This window comes from Streptomyces sp. NPDC090798, assembly GCF_044768965.1.
GTDB lineage: Bacteria > Actinomycetota > Actinomycetes > Streptomycetales > Streptomycetaceae > Streptomyces.
On the sequence record NZ_JBIVXA010000020.1, the window covers coordinates 19719 to 46400 of the forward strand.

General features: G+C 73.1%; 14 protein-coding genes and 2 pseudogenes. 12 read left to right on the forward strand and 4 right to left on the reverse strand.

Annotated elements, in window-relative coordinates:
- Positions 1–99 precede the first annotated feature (99 nt).
- The gene (locus ACIQTP_RS34185) at positions 100–1104 is read right to left on the reverse strand and encodes an alpha/beta hydrolase (RefSeq protein WP_403407318.1); all 1005 of its coding nucleotides are present in this window, start codon (positions 1102–1104) and stop codon (positions 100–102) included.
- A gap of 402 nt (positions 1105–1506) precedes the next feature.
- On the opposite strand from ACIQTP_RS34185, the gene ACIQTP_RS34190 reads away from it, so the two are divergent.
- A complete protein-coding gene (locus ACIQTP_RS34190) occupies positions 1507–2214 on the forward strand; it encodes a hypothetical protein (RefSeq protein WP_403407320.1) in 708 nt (235 codons plus the stop codon).
- Here the strand turns inward: ACIQTP_RS34190 and efeB are convergent.
- Both efeB and efeU read right to left on the reverse strand, forming a co-directional pair.
- On the reverse strand, positions 2145–3428 hold the full coding sequence (gene efeB / locus ACIQTP_RS34195; RefSeq protein WP_403407321.1) for an iron uptake transporter deferrochelatase/peroxidase subunit: 1284 nt from the start codon (positions 3426–3428) through the stop codon (positions 2145–2147). The genes ACIQTP_RS34190 and efeB overlap by 70 nt on opposite strands.
- Positions 3429–3563: 135 nt before the next feature.
- Positions 3564–6032: an iron uptake transporter permease EfeU gene (gene efeU / locus ACIQTP_RS34200; protein ID WP_403407323.1), complete on the reverse strand. Its 2469-nt coding sequence runs from the start codon at positions 6030–6032 to the stop codon at positions 3564–3566.
- A gap of 560 nt (positions 6033–6592) precedes the next feature.
- Between efeU and ACIQTP_RS34205 the strand changes: the two genes are divergently transcribed.
- Both ACIQTP_RS34205 and ACIQTP_RS34210 read left to right on the forward strand, forming a co-directional pair.
- Positions 6593–8476, forward strand: coding sequence for a phosphatidylglycerol lysyltransferase domain-containing protein (locus ACIQTP_RS34205; RefSeq protein WP_403407325.1), 1884 nt, complete (start codon positions 6593–6595; stop codon positions 8474–8476).
- Positions 8477–8686: 210 nt separating this feature from the next.
- The gene (locus ACIQTP_RS34210) at positions 8687–9754 is read left to right on the forward strand and encodes a sporulation protein (RefSeq protein ID WP_403407327.1); all 1068 of its coding nucleotides are present in this window, start codon (positions 8687–8689) and stop codon (positions 9752–9754) included.
- 62 nt (positions 9755–9816) lie between these two features.
- Here ACIQTP_RS34210 and tatA read toward each other — a convergent pair whose 3' ends face one another.
- Positions 9817–10095 carry a Sec-independent protein translocase subunit TatA gene (gene tatA, locus ACIQTP_RS34215; RefSeq protein ID WP_403407328.1) on the reverse strand — a complete coding sequence of 93 codons (279 nt, stop codon included), beginning with the start codon at positions 10093–10095 and terminating at the stop codon, positions 9817–9819.
- Between the two features lie 269 nt (positions 10096–10364).
- Here tatA and ACIQTP_RS34220 point away from each other — a divergent pair.
- The 9 genes and pseudogenes from ACIQTP_RS34220 to ACIQTP_RS34260 all read left to right on the forward strand — a co-directional run.
- A pseudogene (locus ACIQTP_RS34220) lies at positions 10365–10761 on the forward strand (sensor histidine kinase); the annotation flags it as partial.
- A 21-nt stretch (positions 10762–10782) separates the two neighbouring features.
- A pseudogene (locus ACIQTP_RS34225) lies at positions 10783–11103 on the forward strand (response regulator transcription factor); the annotation flags it as partial.
- 314 nt (positions 11104–11417) lie between these two features.
- Positions 11418–11993: a TerD family protein gene (locus ACIQTP_RS34230; RefSeq protein WP_075025505.1), complete on the forward strand. Its 576-nt coding sequence runs from the start codon at positions 11418–11420 to the stop codon at positions 11991–11993.
- A gap of 167 nt (positions 11994–12160) precedes the next feature.
- Positions 12161–14188 carry a HEAT repeat domain-containing protein gene (locus ACIQTP_RS34235; protein ID WP_403407330.1) on the forward strand — a complete coding sequence of 676 codons (2028 nt, stop codon included), beginning with the start codon at positions 12161–12163 and terminating at the stop codon, positions 14186–14188.
- Between the two features lie 106 nt (positions 14189–14294).
- Complete coding sequence (locus tag ACIQTP_RS34240; RefSeq protein WP_403407332.1) at positions 14295–15176, forward strand: DUF4132 domain-containing protein; 882 nt, start codon at positions 14295–14297, stop codon at positions 15174–15176.
- Positions 15173–20065: a hypothetical protein gene (locus tag ACIQTP_RS34245; RefSeq protein ID WP_403407334.1), complete on the forward strand. Its 4893-nt coding sequence runs from the start codon at positions 15173–15175 to the stop codon at positions 20063–20065. The genes ACIQTP_RS34240 and ACIQTP_RS34245 overlap by 4 nt, the downstream gene beginning before the upstream one ends.
- Before the next feature lie 77 nt (positions 20066–20142).
- Positions 20143–21300, forward strand: coding sequence for an AAA family ATPase (locus ACIQTP_RS34250; RefSeq protein WP_403407531.1), 1158 nt, complete (start codon positions 20143–20145; stop codon positions 21298–21300).
- Entirely contained in the window at positions 21287–24934 is a 3648-nt protein-coding gene (locus ACIQTP_RS34255; protein WP_403407335.1) for a DUF5682 family protein, read from the forward strand. The genes ACIQTP_RS34250 and ACIQTP_RS34255 overlap by 14 nt, the downstream gene beginning before the upstream one ends.
- Positions 24931–26679 (forward strand): hypothetical protein, encoded by a 1749-nt coding sequence (locus tag ACIQTP_RS34260; protein ID WP_403407337.1) that lies wholly within the window; start codon positions 24931–24933, stop codon positions 26677–26679. The genes ACIQTP_RS34255 and ACIQTP_RS34260 overlap by 4 nt, the downstream gene beginning before the upstream one ends.
- Positions 26680–26682 lie beyond the last annotated feature (3 nt).

A 26682-nucleotide genomic window follows, 5' to 3' on the forward strand; every position in this document is an offset into this window, starting at 1 on the left:
CACCTCGCACGGGCCCACCGAAAAGCGTCGCCCTCTCATGCTCCGATTCCCGGCGCCCGGTGCCAAGCCGTCATCGGTACGAACCCCCGGTGGACGGGATCAGTTCCCCAGGAGCCGGCGCAGCCAGCGCAGACGTGCGGCCCTGGCGTCCTGGGACAGGGCGGCCTGCGGCGCCATCAGGTCGAATCCGTGGAAGCCGCCGGGCCACACGTGGAGTTCGGCCCGGCCACCCGCCTGCCACAGCCCGCTCGCGTAGGCGACGGCCTCGTCGCGGAAGGTCTCGGCCGAGCCGACGTCGATGAAGGCCGGGGGCAGTCCGGAGAGGTCTTCGGCACGGGCAGGGGCGGCGTAGGGAGAGACGTCCGGGCCGCCGCGGGCGTCACCGAGCAGGGCCGTCCACCCCATCTGGTTCGCCGCGCGGTCCCACACGCCGAGACCGGCCATCTGATGGCTGGAGGGGGTGTCGTTGCGGTCGTCGAGCATCGGGCACAGCAGCACCTGTCCCAGGAGCGCCGGTGCGCCGCGGTCCCGGGCGAGCAGGGCGACCGCCGCGGTCAGACCGCCCCCGGCGCTCTCGCCCGCGACGATGATCCGCTCGGGGTCGAACCCCAGTTCCCCGGCGTGCTCGGCCGTCCACTCCAGTCCGGCGTAGCAGTCCTCGACGAGGGCCGGATGCGGGTGTTCGGGCGCGAGGCGGTACTCCACCGACACCACGGCCGTGCCCAGCTCCTGGGCCCAGTCGAGCATTTCCCCGATGCCGGTGCGGTTGTCGCCGATCACCATGCCGCCGCCGTGCACGTGGTAGACGACGGGCACGGCCGCGGCGGCCCGGGTCGGCCGGCAGATCAGCAGGGAGATGTCCGGTGCGCCCTGCGGCCCGGGCACCGTGCGCTCCTCCACCTCGAAGGCGCCGTCCCGGGTCGGATCGAGGTCCGCCTCGTCGGACTGTGCCATGCCCTCGCGCAGCGCCGGGATCATCTCGATGCCGAACGAGGACGGCAGCTGTTCGCCGATGACTTCGAGGGCGGCGGCGAGCTCCGGGTCGAACGGCGGGGGCGGCCCGACCCGAGAGCCCTGCGCCTCGGCGGAAGGATTGGTGGTCATCGGCTCTCCCTGCGTCCGGGCCACGTCCCTGTGACCACTGGCTGCCATCCTGCCTCGCGCCCGGGGCCCCAAGGCAGCGCCAGACGGCGGAGAAGTCCCGCCGAACGGCGGGATGCCCGTCGCCGCCCGATCCCCGTCGCCGCTCAGTCCCCGTCTCCGTTCAGTCGCGTATCCGCACGCGGCCCGGACTCCGTCCGCCCGTCACTTCACCGCCGAACTGGCGTGCCGCTTCGACCGGTTGGAACGCTCGCCCGTGGTGTGGCCGAACCTCCCGCCCGCCTTCGCGCACCGGGCCACCAGGAGGCCGTGACGCTCGGCGCAGGACGACGTTGGCGAATGAAAACCCTACATACTGTAGGGTTTGCGTCATCGTGAGCCTCTTACGTCTCGGGGGACCCCCAAATGAAGGAACGTGACGACGGTCCGGCGGCGCCGAGTGACGGCACCTTCGAGCGGGTCCTGGACCGGGCTCTGCGCTCCCCCGAGATGATGGCAGCCATGGAGCGCGTCGGCGTGGCGGACACGCGCGAGCGCCTGCGCGCCGAAGCCCTTCAGGAGCGCCCCTCGCTCTCCCGGACCGCCGCGGTCGAGTACGACCGGTACCTCCGGCTGCGGGCGTCCCGACGGCATGACGTGCCCCCAAAGGCCGCCGTACGCGTGGGGGATGGTTCCGTGTCCGTCTCGGCCCTGCTCGTGCCGAGTCTCGGGGTCGTCGCCGCGGGTGTGTACGTCCTGAGCGGGTTCGACCTGCACGCCCTCGACGTACGCCCGCATCTGAACGACGGGCTGATCATGGTGGTGGTGATCCTGGCCGCGGTGACGGCGGGCGCGGCACTGGGCGACCTGCTCTGGTCGCTGGCGACGCGCGACCGCCCCACCTCGGAGGACCGCGATCCCGAGGTGAGGCGCGCCCATGAGGAGTGGCAACTGGCCCTGCTGGAGCGGGGAGTGATGCCGTTTCTGCTCGGCACGCTGGACGGGACGGCCTCGGGCCCGGCGCCGCTACCGGCCCCGGCCCAACCCTCTCCTCACCCTTCGCTTCAGCCCTCCACGAGGGAGCGGCCCAGCCAGTCGGACTTGTCCTTCACCCCGGGCAGCGCGAAGAAGTAGCCGCCCCCGGTGGGGCTGATGTAGTCGACGAGCGGCTCGTCGATCAGACGCGTCTGGGTCGCCTCGAACTGACGGACCACGTCCTGCTGGTACGAGCAGAAGGCCAGACCCATGTCGAGGTTGCCCGCCTTGTCGACGCCCCGGTCGTAGTTGTAGCCGCGGCGCAGGATCCGGGTGGTGTCGGTCTTCGCCGTACGGGGGTTGGCCAGCCGGATGTGGGCGTCCAGCGGGATCGCCTCGCCCTTGGGGTCCTTGGCGTAGCGCGGGAGGTCGGTCTCCTGGGCGCCGTCCAGCGGTGCGCCGGTGTCACGGCGGCGGCCGATCATCTTCTCCTGCTCGGTGAGCGAGACCCGGTCCCAGAACTCGACCAGCATGCGGATGATCCGGATGACCTGGTAGCTGCCGCCGACCGCCCAGGCCGGTTCGCCGTCGGCCGCGGTGACCCAGACCAGCTTGTCCATCTCGCGGGACGAGGTCGTGTCGGGGTTGGCGATGCCGTCCTTGAACCCGAGGAAGTTGCGCTGCGCGCCGGTCGGACGGGACGGGTTCTGGAAGCCGTCGACGCGCCACTTGATCTGCATCGCGCCGCGCGTGTGCCGGGTGATGTCGCGCAGGGCGTGCAACACCGTGTCGGAGCTGGCGGCGCACAGCTGCAAGGACAGGTCGCCGTGGCACTCGGCGGCGTCGAGGTTGTCGTTGGGAAAGGTTCGCATCGGCTTGAGGTGGCGCGGTATGCGGTCGGCGAGGCCGTAGCGGTCGTCGAAGAGCGAGGCGCCGACGCCCACGGTGACGGTGAGGTCGTCCGTGGGCAGGTCCGGTCCCAGCAGGCCGCTGTCGGAGGGCGGTGCGCCCACGCCGAGGTCGACCGGGGTGCCGCCGGTGGTCAGGAAGCGGGCCCGTTCGGTGATCGTACGCAGCAGGGCGGCCAGTTCGGTCCGGTCCTCGGCGATGACGTCGAAGGAGACGAAGACGGCGGCCTTGGGCGCGGGGGTGGTGATGCCGGCCTGGTGGGCGCCGTGGAAGGACACCTTGCCGCCGCCCGAGTCGGCCGCCGCGGCGGGAGTGCTGCCCGCGGCCACCTGGGCTCCGACGAGCCCGGCGCCCGCCAGGGCGGCTCCGGCCGCGCCGACGCCGAGTGCGGTCTTGGTGAACGTACGGCGGCCGAAGGGGCAGCCGCCCGGCGCGGCCTGGTCGTCCTGGCTCGGGGTCGTCATCGGGGGAGGTCCTCTCCTGTGGGCGCGTGGTCCCGGTACTGCGGGGCGGTGGTTCGGCGCGGGTGGGGCCGACGGTCTCGGGCCGGCGCCGCCGGGCTGCTCACGCGGCGTTGGCTCAAGCGGGCTTCGGGCTGCTCACGCGGCTTTGCGGATCTCCAGGAGGTCCGGGATAGGGGCGAGCTCTTCCAGCAACTGGCCGACCGTGCCGTCGAGGCGCTGCCGGTCGCTGTCGGACAGCTTGTCCAGCGGCGTCCAGGTGCCGTCCTCGGCCCGCTGGGCGAGCACCAGTTGCTCGGTGCGCCGCATCCACGTGTCGACGGCCGGGATCACCTTGGCGTCGCGCTTGTCGATCAGCGGGCGGAGCAGGGTGAGCAGTTCGCGGGTGCCCTCGAGATTGGCCTCGGTGGTGGCGAGCTCGCTGCCGCTGCCGTAGTCGGCGTCGCCGCTCAGTTCGCGGTGCAGGGTGTTCTCGAGGATCTCGTGGGTGCGCAGCGGGAGGTCGGCCGGGTCGAAGTCCTGCTTCGGGAAGTCCGTGCGCAGGGCGTCCACATCGGCGGCGAGTTGCTTGGCGTACGGCGCGAGGGTGGCGGCGGACTGACCGTGCCACAGGCCGTACTCGATGCGGTGGAAGCCGGTGAAGGCCGGGTCCTCGACCCCGCCCGCGAGTCCGGCCGTACGGCCGTTGATCTTGGCGTCGAAGTCGGCGAACGTTCCGTAGGCGGCGCCGAGCGAGGCGTACTGCGTGTGCGCGGACAGCCAGTCCCTGCGGGCCTGGTCGAGTCTGTCGGCGTCGAGGTCGCTCTGGAGGGTGCGCGCCCTGGTCTGCAGGTCGGCCAGACCCTGGTCGACGTACGTCCGGTAGGCGGCCAGCGGTGCGGCGAGGTCCTTCTCGGAGACCGGCAGTACGGCCTGGACGGAGTCACCGCCCGCGCTGACGCGTACGGCCGCCGAGGTGACGGCCTTCCCGCCGTTGGGCACACAGCGCCAGGCGTACGAGCCCGTCCCGACGGTGGCGATCAGGGCGCGGGTGGTGCCGGGGGCGATGCCCTCGACCTCGCCGTAGACGGCGTTGCTGACCGGGTCGATCAGATAGATCTCGGAGGTACGGGAGCCGGTGTTGCGCACCTGGAAGGTCTGCCGACCCGGCTTGGGTGCGGTGAAGCCCTTGCCGCAGTCGGCCGCGGACACCTCGACGACGGGCGTCCCGGACGCGGGCTTTCCGCTGCCGGCGGCGATGGCGATCCCCGCGATGAGCGCGGGCGCGGCGACGAGAGCGGCGGGGACGGTCCAGCGGGGGAAGCGACGGGGGGCGGACGGCCTGGCCGCGGCGCCCTCGGCGGGAGCGGACGGCTTCTCGGGACCGGAGGACGCCGACTTGGCGGACTTCTCGGCTTCGGAGGCGGGCGTGGCGGGCTTCTCGACCTCGGCCTCGGTCTCGTTCTCTGTCTCTGTCTCTGTCTCTGTCTCGGTCTCGGTCTCGGCCTCGGTATCGGTCTCGGTCTCGGTCTCGGTCTCGGCCGCCGCGGTGGCCTTGTCGGCGCCGGAGGAAACGGACCCGGCCTCGCCCCCGGCCGGAGCGGGCACGGTGGACCGCTCGGCCTCGACGGCGGTCGACGCGACGGCGCTCCCGGTGCCGGGGTCGGCGGGCGTCCCGGCTGCCTGTGGGGCGGCGAGCGTCGCGGGGAGCACCGCGGGCTTCGTGCCCTCGGCGGGTGCGGACGCCCCGGCCGTCGGCTCGGCGGCCACCGCGGCGGCGGACACCACAGGCACCGGCACCGGCTTCGCCGGGGTCGCCCCGCGGACGCCGCGTACGAACAGCGTCATCACGATCGCCAGGTACGTGACGTAGACACCGACCTGGAGCCAGGTCATCTGCGGGGTGAGGTTGAGCGTGCCCTGGACGACGGTGACGTACCAGGAGGCCGGGTCGAGATGCGCCGACAGATCGAAGGCGTACGACGTGCCGCCCGGGATCACCGTGGCTTCCTGGAGGTCGCGCACGCCGTAGCCGAGGACGCCCGCGGCGATGGCGATGAGCACGGCGCCGGTGATACCGAAGAACCGTGTGAGGTTGATGTGCAGGACGCGCCGGTACAGGCCCCAGCACAGCGCCGCGGCGATCAGCAGTCCGACCGCCGCTCCGGCCAGCGGACCCGAGGAACTGCCCGCGGCCTGCGCGGTGGTCCACAGGAACAGCGCGGTCTCCAGGCCCTCGCGTCCGACGGCGAGGAACGACGTGGCGATCAGTACGCCCGCGCCCATGCCCAGCGCGGCGGTGACCTTCTGCTTGATCTCGCCGGAGAAGGTACGGGCCGAGCGCCGCATCCAGAACACCATGGCGGTGACGAACACGACCGCGATCAGACTGAGCGTGCCGCCGAACGCCTCCTGCGACTTCCCGGGCAGACTGGCCGCCGTGAACGTCAGGACCGCGCCGAAGCTCATCGACAACCCGATGGCGGCGGCAACTCCCGTCCACACATGGGGCAGTCGGGCACGCTGGTCGGACCGTACGAGGGTGGCCACCAGTACCGAGACGACCAGTCCCGCTTCCAACCCCTCACGCAGACCGATCAGAAAGCTGGGAAACGCGTCGTCCCACACCTCGGGCCTCTCTCCGATGCAGCAAATACCAGGCCGGACGGCCAAGGGCGGGGCTTAGTGTAGGCATACCTAACTAACGGTCAAGAGGGCGCACAAATCACGACACAGTGGACGCGGAGCGCGCACCGGGCCGGGGTCGGACGCAGCGAGGGCGGATCGGCCGAACAGTCGGCGCGGCGACCGCGCAAGGCGGGCATCATGCCTCTGAGCTGCGGTAACGCGAGAGCGGAGGGCAAGAGCCCCGCTGTCCGGGACAATGCGCGGGGCGCACGACGAGGGCCCGGCGGCGCGGTCGCACCCCCGGCACGGACATTCTGTCCGTGCTTCGATTCTCACCAGGCCCTTACCTCGCGGCACCGCCGGGACCAGGCAGTCTTTCCCCGCAACACCGCTGACCGCCGCTCGTTAAGACCCTCGGCGGCAATCCTCACCGCGACCACAACTCACCTTTTCCTTACAGCATGTAGGGTTTCCCCGCTCTGCCCTTCTCAGGGAACACACAGAGTCCCCCGCTCCCGCAGCTCTTCCCCACCGCCCTCTCCCCAAGGTGATGCTCCACGGTGTCTGCACAACAGCCAGTACTCGTCCCGGAACAGAGGAACCCGAAGTCCCGCCGGACCGACCCGGCCGGACGGCCGGCCATCGGCGCCCGGCTGCGACCACGGGCGGCCGCGGCCACCGTCTGGTACCTGCGACTGCTCGCGCTGCTCAACCTGGTGGCGGTCACATCGCTGCCGTTCCGGGAAGAGGTGCACGAGCACAACGGAGGCGAGTTCTTCACCCCGTACCTGGCCACCGCCGGGCTGGTCTCGGCCGCGCTGGCGCTGTTCCTGGCCCTGGTGATGCGGCGCCGCAAACGGGCCGCGTGGATCTTCAACATGCTGCTGGCGGGACCGCTCTTCGGCCTGTACGTCCTGGCTCTCACGCAGGAGCACTACCGACGGCACGGCTTCAACTGGTTCTCGACCCTGTTCACCGGACTCTTCGTCGTCGCGCTGCTGGTGGGGCGAAGGGAGTTCCAGGCCGTCGGGGACCGCTCCAACCCCCGGCTGGCGCTGGCCGTCGGCGCCGGCGGCTTCCTGGTCAGCGGCACCCTCGGAACGCTGCTGGTGAGCGCCACCAACAAGGTTTCCGGGGCGCCGCTGGGCGACCGGATCGCGTACACGCTGCTGCGCGGGGTCAGCGTCGGCCCGCTCGCCGACCGCCTCGACTCGGTGGTCGCGCCCCGCTGGGTGGACGTGATCGTCAACATCCTGATCGCGGCGTCCTTCCTGCTCGTGCTCTACGCCTGCTTCCGCGCGCCGCGCGGGCGGGAACTCCTCGGCGAGGACGACGAGCGACGTCTGCGCGACCTTCTCGCCAAGCACGGTGAACGGGACTCGCTGGGCTACTTCGCGCTGCGCCGCGACAAGGCCGTCACGTGGTCCCCGAGCGGCAAGGCGGCGATCGCCTACCGGGTGGTCGGCGGAGTGACCCTGGCCTCCGGCGACCCGATCGGCGACCCCGAGGCCTGGCCCGGCGCGATCGAGGCATGGCTGCACGAGGCGCGGCGGCACGCCTGGACGCCGGCCGTGATGGGCGCCGGCGAGGAGGCCGGCACCATCTACGCCCGGCACGGCCTCGACGCCCTCGAACTCGGCGACGAAGCCATCGTGGACCGTGCCGAATTCACCCTCGAAGGGCGCGCGATGCGCGGAGTGCGCCAGGCGCACAACCGCATCCGCCGGGCTGGGTACACCGTCGGCATCCGCCGCCACGAGGACATCCCCGGCGCCGACATGGCCACGCTCATCGACAAGGCGGACCACTGGCGGGACGGCGAGACCGAGCGTGGGTTCTCCATGGCGCTCGGCCGGCTCGGTGACCCGGGCGACGGCCGGTGCGTGATGCTGGAGTGCCGCGACAGCCAGGACGAACCACGGGCCGTGCTGAGCTTCGTACCGTGGGGCGCCAAGGGGCTGTCGCTCGACCTGATGCGCCGGGACCGCAACTCCGAGAACGGCCTCATGGAGTTCATGGTCATCGAACTCCTGCTGCGCGCCGAGGAGATCGGGGTGCAGCGGGTCTCACTGAACTTCGCCATGTTCCGTTCCGTCTTCGAGCGCGGCTCCCGGCTGGGCGCCGGACCCGTGCTGCGTCTGTGGTGCTCCGTGCTGACCTTCCTCTCCCGCTGGTGGCAACTCGAGTCCCTCTACCGGGCCAACGCCAAGTACCGGCCCGTCTGGGAACCCCGTTACCTCCTGTTCGAGAAGAGCAGCGACCTCCCCCGCATCGGGATCGCCGCCGCCCGCGCGGAGGGCTTCCTCACCCCGCCCGCGCTGCCCGCGCTCGGCCGCCGCCCACTCCTGCGGGCACCGGGGCGACGGTCACAACCCCCGCACGGCGGCGGGCAGGTCCCCGGACAGCAGCGCGGTTCTTCGGCCGACACCTCGTCAATCAGGTGATCCGACAGGCCTGTTCGACGTAGGGGGGCCGGGCGGGCACCAGGGCACGCACCCGCCGCCCGCCCTGGCCCACGAAGTCGTGAAAGGTGCCTCCGTCCGGGTGGCTTGGGAACTTCTTTACCGATGCCGTCAGTTCTGATCACACCGGTTCGGGCTCGCTCCGAGCCGGTTCGGAACGATGAGTGCGATCAGTGAAGGAGCCACACCGACATGGTGTTCAAACGGCTGCTCGGGGCGATGGGTGCAGGCGGCCCCTCGGTGGACACGGTTCTCGACGGCGGCGCGGTGGCGCCCGGCGGGATCCTGTCCGGGCAGGTCCATCTCCAGGGTGGCAGCACGGACGTGGAGATCGAGCACATCGGGCTCGAGCTGATCGCCCGGGTGGAGGCCGAGCACGAGGACGGGGAGAGCGAGGGCGCCGTCGTCTTCGAGCGGTTCACGGTCGGCGGCGGTTTCCGTCTCGCCGAGGAGGAGCGGTACAGCGTTCCGTTCCGGGTCTCCCTGCCGTGGGAGACACCCCTCAGCGAGCTGTACGGGCAGCCGCTGGGCATCGTCCTCGGCGTGCGCACCGAGCTCGCGGTGGCCGGTGCGAAGGACAAGGGCGACCTGGATCCGCTCGCGGTGCGTCCGCTGCCGGTCCAGGAAGCGGTCCTGGAGGCGCTGGGGCAGCTGGGCTTCGGCTTCAAGTCGGCCGATCTCGAATACGGCCACATCGGGGGTACGGGGCAGCGGTTGCCCTTCTACCAGGAGATCGAGCTGACGCCCGCGCCGCGGTACGCGCACGTGGTGAACGAGATCGAGCTGACCTTCCTCGCCACCCCGGCCGGCATGGAGATCGTCCTGGAGGCCGACAAGCGCGGCGGGCACTTCGAGTCCGGACAGGACGCCCTCACCCGCTTCACGGTGAGCCATCACGATGTCGAGGCCCGCGACTGGAACAGCGAAGTCGACGGCTGGATCAGGCAGTTGGTCGAGCACCGGGCGTCGTACGGCTCCCACGCCACGTACGGCCACGCCGATCCTTATGCCGCCGGAGGCGCACACGGGCATCACTCGGCCCATGGGGCGGGCCACGGGTGGGGCCATGAGTCCGGCCACGGGTCGGGTCATGAGTCCGGTCATGAGGGCCACCGCTCCGGGCCCGGCCTCGGTACCGCGGTCGCGGCCGGCGCGGCGGGGCTCGCGGTGGGGGTGGTCGGCGGGCTGGTCGCGGCCGAAGTCGTCGACGAGGTGGGCGACTTCTTCGAGGGCGACGACGAAGGCGGCGAAGAGGACTGAGTCCTCAGGCGTGTCCGTGTCCGGGGACGGTGTGCGCCGTCCCCGGACACGGACCGCGTGGCTCAGCGCGCGGCGCTCGGAGCGTCCGTCGTCGCGCGCGGGGCGGCCTGCTCGGCGGAGTTCTTGACGATCGCCGTGGGGGTCACCGCAGCCGTGCCCTGTTCGGCGGTGGCGGCGGACGCGGGGTTCTCGTCCTTCATCGCCTTGGTCTCGCTCTTGAGGATGCGCATCGACTTGCCCAGCGCACGGGCGGTGTCCGGCAGCTTCTTCGAGCCGAACAGCACGATGAGCACGATCGCCACGATCAGCAGGTGCCAGGGTTCCAGTCCGTTGCGGAGCATCGCGCGCCCGCCTTTCTTCGCTTCGGTCGAGGGCGCGCCCCACTGGCCGTCACCCACTTGAAGATTGCCGCTTTGCGCAACAGTACAACCATGGGGGCGGAACGCACGGCTCCCGGCTCCCCCTTCCGTCCCCCTTCCGTTCTTGTTCCGCTCCTGTTCCGCTGCTGTTCCGTGCGCAGGACGACGACAGCGCTGCGGGTCCGGTCGGCCCAGCCCGCGGGCAGCAGCGCGCCCAGCACGGCGATCAGCAGTCCGCCGAGGGCGAGCAGGACCGGTTGGAGGCCCTGGTCGGACGGGTGCGCGCATCGGGTGTACCCGTGGAACCGACGGTCACGGGGCCGCTTCGTGCGCTGCCGTCGGGGGTCGATCCGGCCGCGTACCGGGTGGTGCAGCCGCCTGCCGGGCGGTGCAGGAGGCGTTGACGCACACGATGAAGCACGCGGTCGGCGCGGAGCGACGGTGACGGTCGAGTACGGCGCCGACCGACTCCGTGTCGACGTCAAGGACACCGGGGGCACGTCGGACGCGTCCGCGTCGACCGCCGGAAACGGCCGCGGTCCGCTCGGTCTGCGCGAACGGCTGACCGTGTACGGGGGGAGCCTGACCACCGGGCGGCGTCCGACCTGCGGCTACCGCGTCACCACGCTGATCCCCCTGAAGGCGTGATGCTGATCCTCTGAAGGCGTGATGACGTCTCCGCTGCGCGGGGTGGTCGCCGACGACCGGACGCTCGCCCGTACGGGCTTCCGGATGATTCTCACGGCCGATCGCATCGGCGTGGTCGCGGAGGCGGCCGACGGCGCCGGAGCCGTGGAGGCGGTCCGCCGCACCCGCCCCGACGTGGTGCCGATGGACCTCCGTATGCCGGAACTGGACGGCCTGGAGGCGACCCGCCGCATCCTGACCGGCGCGTCCGACCCGCCCCGCGTGATCATCCTGACGACCTTCGACCTCGGCGACCTGGTGTACGCGACACTGGCCGCCGGAGCCAGCGGGTTCCCCCTCAAGGACGTCTGCTCGCCCAGGGCTGCGCAACACCGAAGTCGCCGCCCACCTCACCTCCGACTGGCCGAGGCGACGGTCAAGACCCATGTCGGCCGCATCCTCGCCGAACTCGGCCTCCGCGACCGCGTCCAGGCGGTCTTCACCGCGTACGAAACGGGCCTGGTCACGCCCGGCACCGTGGCCAGGAGCACCTAGGACGGACAAGTTTCGGCCGGCAACTCCCGCTCAATTTCTACAGTGATGTAGTTTTTTGGTGTCGATCCATCCAGTGCCGGGCGTCCACTCGCCCGGCCGACGGCAGCACGGAGGAGAGCAGCGTGGGAGTTTCCCTGTCCAAAGGCGGCAATGTCTCACTCAGCAAGGAGGCGCCGGGTCTGACCGCGGTCCTGGTCGGTCTGGGCTGGGACGTGCGGACCACGACGGGCACCGACTACGACCTCGACGCGTCCGCGCTGCTGGTCGACGAGTCGGGCAAGGTCCTCTCGGACCAGCACTTCGTCTTCTACAACAACCTGAAGAGCCCGGACGGTTCGGTCGAGCACACCGGCGACAACCTGACCGGTGAGGGCGAGGGCGACGACGAGTCGATCAAGGTGAACCTGGCCGGCGTACCGGCCGAGGTCGCCAAGATCGTGTTCCCGGTCTCGATCCACGACGCCGACGCGCGCGGACAGAGCTTCGGCCAGGTCCGCAACGCGTTCATCCGCGTCGTCAACCAGGCCGGCGGCACCGAACTCGCGCGCTACGACCTGTCGGAGGACGCCGCGTCCGAAACCGCGATGATCTTCGGCGAGTTGTACCGCAACGGCGCGGAGTGGAAGTTCCGCGCGGTGGGCCAGGGGTACGCCTCGGGTCTGTCCGGGATCGCCTCCGACTTCGGCGTCGGAGTCTGACGCGTCCCACCGGTCCCCCGCCGTCCCCGCCTCGATGCGAATCCCCTGGGCGCGGGCGGCGGGCCCTTGTCGGCCCCGGCGCCGGAACACGCCCCAAAAGGCACATGTGACTGTCAGTGCCTTGGTGCAGACTCACGATGAGTTGTCGTACGCCTGGGGAGGATGCCGTGTTCACGGGGATGGACGAGGTCGGCTGGGCCTCGATGGAACATGCCTATGGCAGCGCCGAGGACGTCCCGGAGTTGCTCCGGGGACTGGCCTCCGCCTGCCCGGAGGAGCGTGAGAGAGCGCTCGACGGGATGTACGGGGCCGTGCACCACCAGGGCGATGTGTACGACTCGACGCTCGCGTGCATCCCGTTCCTGTTCGAACTCGTCGGGCACTCGGAACTCCGCGACCGGGGCGGCGTCGTGGAGTTGCTCGTCAGCATCGGCGGTGGGGACGCCTTCGACGACGGTCCGTTCGAAGACGGGGACGGCGCCGAGGGCAACCACGCCATGGCCCGGACGGCCATACGGTCGGGCGCCGCGGCCTTCATCGGCCTGCTCGCGGACCGGGACCCGGAGGTGCGCCGGGCGGCACCGACGGCGCTCGTGCGGTTCCTCGGCCAACCGGACCGCGTCCTCGGGCTGTTGACGGGGAGACTCGAGGAGGAAGAGGAGGAACAGGTCCGGCCGGCCCTGGCCGAGGCCCTGGGACTGTTCGCGCGCCTGCACACCGCGTCCGCCGCTCCCGCGGTGGAGTACCTGGTCGAACTCGGTGCCGCTCCGCACGACCCCGGGCTGCGGCTCGCCGCCCTCGGCCAACTCGCCGGCTGCGCACCCGATCGCCTGCCCGCCGACCTCGTTCCCACCGTCGTCGCGCTGCTCCGGGCAAGATCACAGCGCCCCCGGATGCCGGACCAGCCCGAGCGGCCCGACACCGACACCCTCATCGGCCACCTGCGGCGCCTGCGCCCCGCCGACGAGGAGGGGGGCCATCTCCTGCGGACGCTGCACACCGCGCTAGGCGGCCGGACCGCCGACCGGATCGCCCTGCTCAAGGGGCAGTTGAGCAGCGACGAGCCGGCCGACCGGTGCAACGGCGTGTGGATGGCAGCGGGGCTGCTCCGTGAATGGCGGGGCTCGTACGAAGAGCTGGTCGCGTTGATCGGCAAGCAGCTCGTCACCGAGGATCAGCGTTTGCGCGATGCCGCGGCCTCCGTCCTGGAGTCCCTCTTCCGTCTGGCGGCCCCGGCCGGCGACCATCTGGCCGCCCTGGTGGCGATGGGCCCCGAGCACCGCGTACGCCAGTGGGAGCGCGGCGTACCCACCCTCGGCGCCCCGCTCAAGGCGCTGGCCAGGGCCAGGGACCCGCGCGCGGTGGCGGCGCTCGCCGAGGTGCTGGACGGTCCCGTCGTGCCGCCCGAGACCGGTCACGAGGTCCAGCACTTGGGCCCGGCGGCGGCCCCGCTCGCTCCACTGCTGCGCGAGCGGCTCGGCGAGGTCCCCCTCGACGCGTTCGATACGTACGAGCGTGCCGAACCGCTGCTGTTCGCGCTCGGCAGGCTGGGACACGCGCCGGCGGTACCGGAGATGCTGCGGCTGCTGCACGGTGCGCCGGAGGGGCTGCGAAGCCGGGTGTGGCTCGTGCGGGCGATCGCGGACGCGCTCGGCAGATGCGGCCCGGACGCGCGGGAGGCGATACCGGCCCTGCGCAACCTGCTGGACGGGGGATCCGCCGTGGCGGCGGCCGGCGCGCTCTGGTCGGTGGAGGGAGACGCGGAGGCCGTACTGCCTACGCTGCGAAGAGAATTGGTGGAGGAACCGGTCCACGCGCGCAACGCGGCCGAGGCCCTGGGCCGACTGGGGCCCGCGGCCCGACCCGCCCTGCCGGAACTGCGCCGCATGGCCGACTCCGGGAAGGTGTGGCGGCGCGCGATCGCCGCGGCCGCCCTGTGGGACATCGCCGGGGATCCCGGGCCGGTCCTCCCCGCGCTCCGCTCCGCCTGGGAGCAGAACGCGGACACCCACGCCGTCCTCGCCGACTGTCTGACCCGGATGGGTCCCGCGGGAGCACCCGCCCACGATCTGCTCCGTACGGAACTCGCCACGCCACGGCGGCGCCAGGCGCGCGCCGGCGGATACGGCAGCCATGACATCGCCGAGGACGAACAGCTGCTGCGTGCCTGCCGCGCCGCCCTGGACACCGCGTAGAAACGGCAGCTCAAAGCCGCTTGAGCACAGCTCGTCGGGGCATTGTCAGACCCCTCCCCTACTGTGATCACCATCGCCGGCAGGTGGGTTCGGGAGGGGTCCTGTCATGGGTTGGATCGAGACATCCAGTGGGTATGCCGTCACATTGGACGGCGCGCAGGTGCGGTGCCGCAACGCGGCGGGACGCACGCTGAAGCAGGTGCCCGCGAAGCTGCGGGACGACGTGGAGGTCGTCCGGCTGCGGCAGTTGGCCGAGTGGCTGGAGCGGCATGAGCGCGAGTGCCGCTCCCAGGTGGACACCTGGATCGTCCGTTCCCTGCCCGTGCCGACGAACCTGCTGGCCCGGGTGTGGCCCGACGCCGCCTGGCGGGCGGCGCTGCGGGACCTGGTGGTGGCGCCGGTGGACACGGACGGCACGGTCGCGCTGGAGCGCGCCGGGTTCCTGCGGGACGCGGATCCGGAGCAGGGTCTTGGCGTGGTCGACCTGGACGGCGACTCGGTCCGGCTCGCCGCGCGGACGGTGGTGATACCGCATCCGGTGCTCCTCGAAGACCTGGAGGAGCTGCGGGAGTTCGCGGCGGAGCTCGGTGTCGAGCAGGGCGCGGGCCAGTTGTTCCGGGAGGTCTGGCCGCGGCCGGACGAGAGGGACGGCGCCGCCTTCGAGTGGAGCGCCTACGCGGGCGGGAAGTTCGAGGAACTGCGGCACGCGACCGCGCGGGCGGGCTCGTACGGCTATCGGGTGCGCGGCGGGTACGCGGTGTGCCCGCTGGTCGAGAACGGGGCCGCGGTGGAGGCGGCCTACTGGATCGGCGCCGACTACCCGGAGGCCGAGACCCGCACCGGCGGCCTGGAGTGGCGGTCCGCGGGCGGACGCCGGCTGCCGTTGCGGGAGGTGGGGCCGGTGGCCTGGTCGGAGGGGGTTCGGATGGCGGCTTTGGTGTACGCGGGGCGTGTGGTGAACGGCGAGGACGAGGAGGGGGAGCTGTGAACGGGGATCAGCTGCTGGAGTCGGGAGCGGTACTGCCGCTGGGCGAGGGTGCCGGCGATGTGCTGACGGCGCGGATGTACGGGCATCCCGTACTGGAGGGGCGCACGGTGGTGCGGCTGGTGCCCGAGGCGATCGGGGCCGCCGAGGACCTCGCCCTGGAGTACCTGGGCTTCGGCACCGCCGAATCGGCGCCGGTGGGCCGGGTGAGGCGCCAGTCGCTTGGCTTCCCCGCCTGGGCCCTGGTCAACGACCCGGTGAACGGGCACCATGCGCTCGCCGTGGTCAAGGAGATGGAGCGGCTCACCCGGATGGTGCCGAGCAAGCCGGGCCACGCCAAGGACGGCTTCGACGAGATCGGCACCCGGCTGGACCGCTCGGTGCCGCACTTCCTGCCGACGTACTACGAGCAGGTGGCCCGGCTGTTCCTGGCGGCGGAGTCGCGCCAGCACGCCGCGTCGTTCTTCGGCAAGGCCCGGGCGGCCGAGCAGCGGCACGCTCTCGACGTGGACGAGGACCGGCTGCGGGAGGTGTTCCTGGAGTTCGCCGGGGCGGGCGCGCTGAGCGGGAAGGCGCTGCGCGACCACGCCAAGGGGCTGGCGGCACGACTGTCCGGGACAGCAGCGTACGAGCAGTTCAGGACGCTGTCGTCGCAGCGCTGCGCGGCCGGGATCGCTCCTTACGCGGGCATGCTGGAGGATCTGCGGCGGCTGGCGAAGGGGGCGGGGCTCGATCCGCGCGCCGAGGAGCGTGCGCTGCTCGCCGAGATCCTCCCCTCGGGGGCCATGAACCGCGCGGCCGGGAGCTTCTGGAAGTCCGCGCTGCCCGCTCTGGCGGAGCTGGCGCACGAGGATCCGGCGGTACGGGAGAGGCTGTTGACGCTGATGCCGTCCACGGCCGGTGATCAGCGCGAGGAGTTCGGCGCGGCGTGGCTGGCGCTGCTCGACACCTGCGGGGCGATCGGTCTGCTGCTCGACGGTACGGTCGACGCGGCCGACTGGCTGAGCTCCTGGGACCGGCACCGCCAGCGCGGCTGGCGGCAGCGCAAGCGGCTCGCCGAGGAACTCGCCCTGGCGGAGCGGCTGGCGCCCCGGCTGATCGCCGACGGCAAGCCGGTGCGACTGCTGCGCGAGCAGGGCTGGAACTCCTACGTGGATCTCGACCTGCTGGACACCGCCCTGGCGGCGGGTGTGCCGGTCGCCGGCCCCTCACCGGAGACCGAGGGCCTGGAACTGCGCTACTGGACGGACGACGAGCGCCCTGGCCGCCGGGACCTGGTCGCGGTCGCAGCCGACCCGCGCTTCGCTCCCCTGTTGCGCAGGGCGGTGGAGAGCCTCTCGCTCGTGGACGCACCCGCGTCCGGACCTTCGGCCCGCGTGCGGCGGCTCGCGGACCATCCGGCTCTGCGCACGGCCGTGGCGGGCTGGCTTCGGGACCGTGCCGACGAACTGGCCGCGCCGGTCGGCCTGCCGGGGCTCAAAGAGCTGCTGACCAAGGTCTCCCGCTTCTCGGCACCCGCCGCACTGGCGACGGCACCGGAGGCCGTCCGCCGGATCGCCGGCTTCGACCCCGCCCCGGTCCTGGGCCGCACCCTGCGCACGGGCATCCTCGACGAACTGGGCTGGCCCGCCCTCGAAGAGGCCCTGGACACCCTCGGCAAGGTCACTCCTCCGGCGAGTGGACTGCACCCGTGGCAGCACCAGCACGGCCGGTCGTACCAGTACGCGGACGCCTGGCCCGCGCTGATCGTCCGTGTGCAGACCCAGGTCGCGCTGGCCGGCCCCGAGGCGCTGCTCGACGCGCGCACGCTCACCCTGCCGTCCCAGGGACGCCAGTACGGCGAGCCGACGGTGCGTCACGTGGAGGGCCAGTGGCTCATCGCGTCGGGGTACGGGGACGAGCAGCGGGCCGTCTGGTCCGGGCGCCCCGCCGACGTGTTCAAGCCGACGGGCCTGCCGGGCGGCTGGTACGGCGGCCACCCGGTGTCGCTCGCGCTGCCCGACGGCGGCCGCTGCTTCGGCGGCCGGCCCGTGCACGCCGGGGACACCACGTTCGCCGAGCAGCGCCGTGAGATCGCCTCGGACGGCATCTCGTACTGGGTGCTGCACGAGAACCGCTGGCACGAGTACGACCCCGCCTCCGCCAAGCGCGGCCGGGCGTCGGTGCCGGCGTTCTTCGACTCGGCGCTCGCCGACACCCGCCCGGGCATCGTCCTCACGCAGTCGGACTGCCGGTTGCTGCCTGTCCAGCCGGGTCTGGAGGGCTCACCGTTCGGCAGCAAGGACGGCCTGCTCGGCTGGTGGGTGACGCACGACCAGAACTCCGGCGCCTGGACGGCCTGTTCCGTCGACGGGAGCCGTGGTCCGGCGACCACCAAGGGCGTTCCCGCCCCGCCCCTGCGCCTGCCGGGCGGCGCCGTCCTGCACCCCGTGCAGACGGGCTGGAACCGCACGATCGTCGAGCTGTGCGACAGGGACGGCCTGTCGGTGGCCCGCGTCCAGCTGGGCGACCGCGGCGGCGTACATGCGGCGGGCACCCGCTTTCTGCCGCCGCTGTGGTACTGGCACGCGCTGCGCCCTCGCGACGAGCACGGCTCGGCCGCGCTGCGGGCCGTGTCCGACGCGGACGCCACCGCGCTGCTGGCCGCCGTGCGGGACGGCGAGAGCCCGCGGGAGGCCGTGGCCCGGCTGCTGCCCGCCGTCACCGACGAGCGGCTCGCCCTCGGGGTGGCCGGGTTGGTCGAGGAGACGGCCCGCTGCGCCAAGCGGATCACGACGCTCGCCGAGCGGGCCGAGCGGCCGGTCGCCGCGCCGCAGGACAAGGAGGAGGAAGTCCGGTACGCGTACGACCACGTCCTGCGCGAGGCGCTGCGGGAGTTCACCGCTCCCGGACACTTCTACGGTTACTACGGCAACGAACAGCACGCCACCACGGCCGTCGACCAGCTCAGGGCGCTGCGTGCGCTGTTGGTCCCGGGCACACCGCCCGCGAAGTTCCCGTTCGTCGGCACCGGAGTCGCCTGGCTCTCGCTGACCGGCCCCGGCACGGCGGCGGCCGCCCTGCGCGCCGCCGCGCCCACCACGCCGGAGGACCAGCGCGCCGGGCTGCTGGAGTTCCTCGACGTCGTCCTGTCGGTCGGCGACGGCGTGCTCGTCGATCCCCGCGGACGACTGCGGGTCGTGCAGCTCAAGGCCTCCCGGTCGGAGCGGCCGGAGCGCGTCGGGGAGGTGCTGGCCTCGGACGACCGGCGGCTGCTGGTCCTGTCCTGCCAGAGGGTCGACGCGGACGACGCGTACTGGAACGCCGTCGAGTACGACCCGGCGGGCGAGTTCGGCCCCTGGGAGGGCTTCGCGCTCGCGGAGTCCGACATCCGGGGTATGTCCGGGGACGAGGCCATGGCGCCCGCCGTACGGCGGTTGGTGGCGCTCGTGAGGGAGCGGGGACCGCTGCCCTACCGGCCGGAGCAGGCACGGGAGTTCGCCGAGCGGGTCGGGGTGAGCGCGGTGGCCGGAGCGCTGCTCCTCCTCGGACTGCCCGGGCTCAACTCCTACGGCAAGGACGGGCTCCTGCCCGCGGAGCAACTACAGCCGCTGGGCGCGAAGAGCGCGGAGGCACAGGCCGCCCGGAGCGCCCTCGGTGAACTCTCCGTCGTGGAGCGGCAGTCGTTCACCACCGCGCTGGTCCCCACGGATCCCGGACGCATGGAGCGGCTGTGGACCGACGGTTTCGACCTGGAGCCCGTCGTACGGATCTGGATCGAGCGGCGGGGGCGGCGGCGGGCGGCGCCGCCCGAGCTGATCGCGCGGATGGTGAGCGAGATCGGTCCTGGCCGGATGCTCGACGCCGTCCTCAACCCCCAGGCGCGCCCCGAGCTGACCGGCCGCACCGAGCAGCGGATGCGGGACAACGGACTCGAACCGCTGGACGCTGAGGCCCTGTTCACCGGCTCCACCCTGGCCGCGTACGTCAGCATGCTGCGCTGGCTAGCCTATCGGCTGCCGTACGGCGATCCGCTGCGCGCGACGCTGCCCGAGACGCTGCGCATGCTGCGCGAGCGCCTCACCGACCCCGGGCTGCTGCTCGACCTCGGGGTGAGCTGGGGGCATGACGGCTACATGGTGTCGACCCGGGTACGGGAGACGTTCGGGCTGCCCGTCCAGGGGGGCGGGGACGCGGAGGGCCTGCTGCGGGCGGGCCCGGCGATCGTGCTGGCGCCGATGCGGCACCGCTCGGAGTGGGACACCGTATGGCTGCGGCCGTCGGCCGTGCTGCCGCAGGCGGGCGAGGAGGGCGGACCCGATCACCCGGCCCTGAAACTGCTCGCCGCGCTGAGCCGGGACAGCGGGCAACTGCACTCACTGCGCACGTTGTTGAGCGACGAGTTCACCGCCCTGATCACGGCGGACGGCCCTCCCGGAGCCGCACAGCACCCGGCTCACAGCGTGCCGGAGCTGGTGGCCGAGGCGGCGTGGAGGTGCGGGCTCTCCGAGGACGCGGCCGCGCTCTATCTGATGCTGCTCGCACTCCCGGACCCGACGGACCGCAACCAGGCGGCCTGGACGGGCTGGAAGCCCGCGCGGCTGAAGCGGGTCCGGGCCGAACTGGCCGCCTCCGGGCTGGTGGTGGAGGCGAAGCGGTCCCGGGCCGGGCGAGCGCAGTTCCTGCCCGGCGGCTGGCTGGAGCACAAGGCGCCGCGGTTGCCCGTCGAGAGCTGGAAGACCCCGCTGCTGCCGGAGACGACCCACGGTTTCGTGGTGCCGGACTGCCCGGTTCCGGAGTTGTTCACGCGGGCCTGGCGGAGGGTCGTCGAGGGTGACGCGCCCGGGTTCGAGGAGTTCGCCGGGCGCGGTGGCCGGGGCGGCAGAGGTGGCCGAAGCGGAGGCAGGGCATGAGCGGCGGACAGACCGCGGCGAGCGGGATGTCGGCAGTGGGCGCGACGACTGGGACGGACGTGACGGAAGCGGTGGGCATGACGGGTGTGACGGGCGGGTCGAGCGTGACGGGCGCACGGCAGATCGAGCTGCCCGAGGACCGTTACGCCGAGGAGCTGACGTTTCTCGCGGCGTACGACGAGGGGCCGCGACCGCCGGGCTGGCACCTGACCCCGCGTGCCGTGGTGACGTTCGTGTGTGGTTCGGACGGCGAGACGCTGAGCGGCGCGGACGGGCGACGGCTCGTCGTGTCACGGAAGTTCGTGGGCGACCGGGGACTCGTCGAGCGGTGTGTGGTGACGCTCGCGGGCGAGCGGGGTCTTCTGCTGGTCGGCGAGCCCGGCACCGCCAAGTCGATGCTCTCCGAACTGCTGGCCGCCGCCGTGTGCGGCACCAGCGCGCTCACCGTGCAGGGCACCGCGGGCACCACGGAGGACCAGCTCAGATACGGCTGGAACTACGCGATGCTGCTCGCCACGGGGCCGAGCCGCGCGGCCATGGTGCCCTCACCCGTGCTCACGGCGATGACCCGGGGAGCCGTCGCCCGGATCGAGGAGGTCACTCGCTGTCTGCCCGAAGTGCAGGACGCGCTGGTGTCCCTGCTGTCCGAACGGCGCATCGCCGTACCGGAGTTGGCCGGCGGCCCGGACGGGGACGGTACGGTGCACGCCGTGCCGGGGTTCACGCTGATCGCGACGGCCAACCTCCGTGACCGCGGTGTCTCCGAGATGTCGGCCGCCCTCAAGCGCCGCTTCAACTTCGAGGCCGTCGGGCCGATCGACGACCTCGTCGCGGAGACGGAGCTGGTCCGTGGCCAGGCCACGGCGGCGCTCGCCCGCTCGGGTGCCCGTTTCCCCGTGGACGACGCGGTGCTGGAAGCACTGGTCACGGCCTTCCGGGATCTGCGCTCGGGCCGCAGCGCGGAGGGCTGGGAGGTCGAGCGGCCCACCACGGTGATGTCGACGGCGGAGGCGGTGCAGGTCGCCACGTCCATGGGCCTGGGCGCCGCGTATCTCGGGGACGGCAGGGATGTCGTGCGCACCCTGCCCGGCCATCTGCTCGGCACGGTGCGCAAGGACGACCCGGCCGATCACGCGCGGCTGCTGGGCTACTGGGACGGTCCGGTGCGACGGCGCGCGGAGCAGGGCGCCGCACTGTGGCGGACGCTGTGGGAGCTGCGCGATGACCTCGTGTGAGGCGGCGGCCGACTCGGCAGCGTCGCCCGAGGCCGCCCTGGGGGCGCTGGCCGAGTGTCGGGAGCCGTTCCTGATCGGTGTACGGCACCATTCGCCGGCGCTCGCGGCGGCCGTGCCGGGGATGCTGTCGGCGGCGGCGCCGGAGGTGCTTCTCATCGAGCTTCCGGAGGAGTTCGCGCCGTGGCTGGAACATCTGGGGGATCCGGCGACGGTGCCACCGGTGGCGCTGGCGGGAAGCCGGGAGCACGGCGGGGTGGTCTTTCTGCCCTTCGCCGAGTTCTCCCCGGAGCTCGCGGCGATTCGGTGGGCGAGGGAGGCGGGGGTGCCGGTCGTGCCGTTCGACCTGCCCCTGGCCGCGCGGGACGCCGACGAGAGGGCGCGGGAGGTGACGGAGGAGCCGGGTGCGGGCCGTGCGGGTGGCGGGCGTGGGCGGCTGGCGGCCGCCCTGCGGGCGCGTGCCGGGGGCCGGACGGAGGACGACCTGTGGGCCCGGCTGGTGGAGTCGGGCGCGCCGGGCGCCGCGGCGGAGGAGTTGCGGCGCGCCGCGCTGCTCGTCGGCTGGGCGTTGCGGGCGGACACGGGAGAGGACGCCGTGGACCCGTACGACCTGCGGCGCGAGGCCAATATGCGGGGACGACTGGCCGAGTACGCGGGGCGGCGTACGGCGGCGGTGATCGGGGCGTTTCACGCGCCCGCGCTACTGCGGGCGGGTTCCGGTCCGGTGGGTTCAGGTGCCGGTCCGGTGGATTCGGGTGCCAGCTCGGCGGGTTCAGGTGCCGGCCCGGTGGATTCAGGTGCCGGTCCCGCGGACAGTGTCCCCTCGGTCATCACCTCCCTCGTGCCCTACTCGTACCCGCTGCTCGACGAGCGGTCGGGGTATCCGGCAGGCATCCGTGATCCGGAGTGGCAGCGAGGGGTGTTCCGGGCGGCCGGGGAGCCGGGGCGGCTCGACGAGTTGCTGACGGCGACGGCCGTGCGGATCTGCGCCGCCGTCCGTGAGACGGGGCATCCCAGTGGCCCCGCCGACGCCCGGGAGGTGGTGCGGGTGGCGCGGGACCTGGCCACGCTGCGCGGGCTGCCCGCCGCGGGCCGCGGGGAGCTGGTCGAGGCGGTGCGGACGGTGCTCACGCAGGGCCAGTTGCTGGGTCGGGGGCGGGTCGTGGCCGCGGCCATGGAGCGCGTGCTCGTCGGTGACCGGCAGGGGAGACTCGCCCCCGGCACGCCACGCTCCGGCCTTGGCCCGGCGGTCGAGGGCCTCCTCGCGGAACTCTCACTGCCGTCCCCCACCGCTCCCGCCCGTCGTGAGCTGCGGCTCGACTCGCTGCGCTCCGAACTCGACCGCCGGCGCGAGATCTGTCTGCGCAGGATGGCGGTCTGCCGTGTTCCCTACGGCGAGGAGGCCGGCGTGGCGGGGGTCGGCGACGGCGCCGCGCTCACCACACGGTGGACGGTGAGCTGGACGCCCTCGACAGCCGCCATGCTGGATGTGACCGGCGTTCACGGAGTGACGCTGGAGCAGGCGGCCGGCGGCGTCCTGGCGCGGCGACGGGCGGCGGAGCGGCGCGACGGCGGTCCGATCGCGGCCCAGGTGCTCGCCGGGCTCGAGGACGCGGCCCGCTGCGCCCTCCCGGAACTCGCCTCGGAGCGCCTCACTGAAGTCGCCGAACTGCTGCCCGCCTCCGGCACCCTGCCCGAACTCCTCGGCGGGCTCGACCTGTTGAGCCGGATCGGTGCGGGGCATGTGCCGGGGCTGCCCGCCTCTTGGGAGAAGGAGCGGATCGAGGCGGCGTACGAGGCGCTGGGCGCCGCCGGTGTCCGCGCGCTCGACGGGCTGGCCGGTTCCACCGACACCGCCGATGCCCACGCTCTGGTGGACCTCGCCACCCGGGTGGACGGCGCGGGCGGCGGACTCCGGCTCGCGGACGCCCTCGCCCGCCTGGACGAGGACGGTACGCCGCTGATCCGCGGCGCCGCGGGAGCCGCCCGGGTGCTGCTGGGGCTGCGGGAGGCGACGGAGTTCGGCACCCGGCTGGCCTCCCGTGTCGACGGTGCGGTGACTCCCGAACTCCGTTCCGACCTCGCCGCGTTCCTGCGCGGCACACTGCTCGCCGCCGGTCCGCTGCTTGAGACGGGCGAGGCCGTGGACCCGCTCCTGGAGCGCGTCGAGTCCCTCACCGACCGGGCCTTCCTCGACCGTCTGCCGGCCCTGCGCGCCGGCTTCGACGTCCTGGCGCCGGCGGCCCGGTCCCGGATGCTCGCCGCGGTGGAGGACCGCACCGGCCGCGCGGTGGGCGACTTGCCGGACGCGGTGGCGGAGCCGGGGTTCCTGGCCCGGATGGCGGCGGCGGATCTGGCGGGGCGGACGGCCTTGGCGACGGCGGGGTTGGACCCCTTGGGCGCGGAGCCGGCGCCGTCCCCGACCTCGCATCAGGCCCTTCACAACGACCCCGCCGTGCCCAGCGGCCCTGCCATGCCCAGCAGCAGCCCTATCGTGCCCGACAGTCTCGCCGTGCCCCACAGTCTCGGCCCCGGCGATCGATGGCGTCTCCTGCTGGGCAGGGCACGGCGGTTGACGGGGCGGGCCGGCCGGATCGCACGCGCACTCGACGAGTTGTACGGGAGCGGGCGCGGCGAGGGGGTCGCAGAGCCCGGCGACGCCGGTGCCGGCGGCGGGAGCGAGGCGTCGTTCCCGGATGTGCGGAGCTGGTCCGAGGAGCTCGCGGCGCTCTTCGGACCCGGGGTACGGGAAGAGGTGCTGGCCGCGGCCGCCGACGCCGGACGCGTCGACGCCCTGCAGGAACTCGACCCCGCCTCGGCCCGCCCCTCGGTCGAGCTCCTGCGGACGGTCCTCTCGTACGCGGGAGGCATGCCCGAGCAGCAACTCGCGCGACTTCGACCGCTGGTGGCCCGGCTGGTCAAGGAGCTCACGGACGCTCTCGCTCAAAGGCTGCGGCCCGCCCTCGCCGGTCTCGCGCATCCGCGGCCCACCCGCAGACCGGGCGGCCCCCTGGATCTCGCCCGCACCGTGCGCGCGAATCTCGCGACGGCGCGCCGCGATCCGGCGACGGGAGCGGTGACGGTGCTGCCGGAGCGGCCGGTGTTCCGTACCCGGGCCCGCAAGGCGGCGGACTGGCGGCTCGTGCTGGTCGTCGATGTGTCCGGGTCCATGGAGGCGTCGACGATCTGGGCGGCGCTCACCGCGTCCGTGGTCGCCGGGGTCCCGGCGCTGAGCACGCACTTCGTGGCGTTCTCGACGGAGGTCATGGACCTCACCGACCAGGTGGACGATCCTCTCGGGCTGCTCCTCGAGGTGCGGGTCGGCGGCGGGACGAGCATCGCCCGGGGCCTGCGGCACGCGCGCTCCCTGGTGACGGTTCCCTCCCGGACGCTGGTCGTTCTGATCAGCGACTTCGAGGAGGGGGGTCCGGTGGGTCCGCTGCTGTCCGAGGTGCGGGCACTCGTCGACTCGGGCTGCCATGTCCTCGGCTGCGCCTCGCTGGACGACGCGGGCCGACCGCGCTACTCGGCCGGTGTGGCCGGGCAGTTGGTGGCCGCGGGCATGCCGGTGGCGGCCCTCAGCCCGCTGGAACTGGCCCGCTGGGTGGGCGAACGCATGGGAGGTACGCACCGATGACCACGCTTCCCCCGGTGACGTCCGAAGTGGCCCGCGCCGCGCTGGAGTTGCTGCCGACCCGTCTGCGCAAACGTGCCGACTCGGCCGCGGCCAAGGCGGCCAACTGGCCCGTCGCCGTTACGGACGCGACGGTCGTGGTGCGGGTCGACGACGCGACGGCGGTCACTCTCACCACCACGGCCGGGGTGGTGACGTCCGCCGCAGACGCCGTGTGCAGTTGTCTGCTCGCGCCCGCGTGTCTGCATCGCGCGGCGGTCCTGACGCTGGCACCGCTGGCGGAGGAGACGGACGGCCCGGAAAAGACGGCTGTCGTTCCGTCGGACGCCGGCGACTCCGCCCCTGCCCCTCCGGAGACCGGGGCCCTCCGCCTCACTCCCCCGCAGTCCGTGGCGGTGCACGCCCTCCGGGCGGCCGCGACCGCCGTGCTGGCAGCCGGAGTGACCGGCTCCGGTGCCGTGCACCGCGCCACGCTCCTCCATGCCGCCCACTCGGCGCGTGTCGCCGGACTTCACCGTGCCACGGCCGCGGCCGTGGCGGTGGCGCGACGGCTCTCCGAGGCGGGCACCGGGGACCCCGCGTTCCGGCTGCCCGAACTGGCCTCGGAGATGACGGAGTTGCTGACCGTCGCGGACGGGCTGGGCCGCGCACCGGACCCGGATCTGATCGGCACCGCACGTCGCGCCTATGTGGCGAACGGTTCGCTGCGGCTGCACGGTCTGTTCACCGAGCCGGTGGTGACCGCTTCGGGGTACGCCGGGGCGGTCACCTACGCGCTCGCGCAGGACGGCCGGCTCCGCTCGCTGTCCGACGTGGCGCCGGGCGACGCCGACCGTGCTCGGCAGGCCGCGGGCTCCGCCGTCCCCGGGGGCAGCGCCCTCACCCTGCGGGAACTGGGCGACCACGGCGGGGCGATCCTCACCGACCCGACCGTCTCACCGGACGGGCGGATCGGCGGCGGCGGCGCGGTCCGTTCCGTACGGGCGTCGGGGGCCCGTTGGCACGAGGAGCCGCTCGACACGCTCTGGCGGCGTTCCCCGGCCGACCAGGTGGCCGCCGCGCTGAGCTGGTCGGCCGAGCCCGCCGACGAGCGGTACGCGGGTGGTGACCTGCTCTTCCTCACCGGGACGATCACCGGCGGAGGGTTCGCCGTGGACGGCGGTCCCACCGTGCGCCTCCTGGCGCCGGACGAGGGTCCCGAACTCCCCTACATAGAGAATCTCCAGCTTCTGGCGGGGGCCCACGGTCTGCCCCTGCGCCTCGTCGCGCGGCTCGCAGCGGACCGGCCGAGCGGCGTACGCGCCCTCGCCGCGGCCTGGCAGGGCACGGACGGCGCCCCGGTCCGCGCGGACCTCGGCCTGCGCCGCCTCAACCGCACCCACCTGCCCGGGACCGGGACGGCCGTCATCCCGTCCGCCCCGGCGCCCGCGCTTCCCACGGAACTCGACCTCCTGCGGCGGGCCGTGGACCGCGCGGTCGCGGGTGGGCGCGCCGTCACGGCCACCGTGTCCGACGGCGAACTCCCCCGTCGGCTCGCTGCGGCGGGTCTGACCACGGGGGCCGCGTGCGCGCGGGCCCTGGTGGACACCGCGTCGGACCGGCGCCATGACGCGCTGGGCCGACTGCGGCCGGCCGACCCGGACGCGTACGCACGCGCCTGGCTCGCGTCGTCCACCTACGCCTCGGCCGCCACGGCATCCCTCCTCACGGCCGCCTGGACACCGGAGGGGGAGCGCGATCCGGCCTGACCG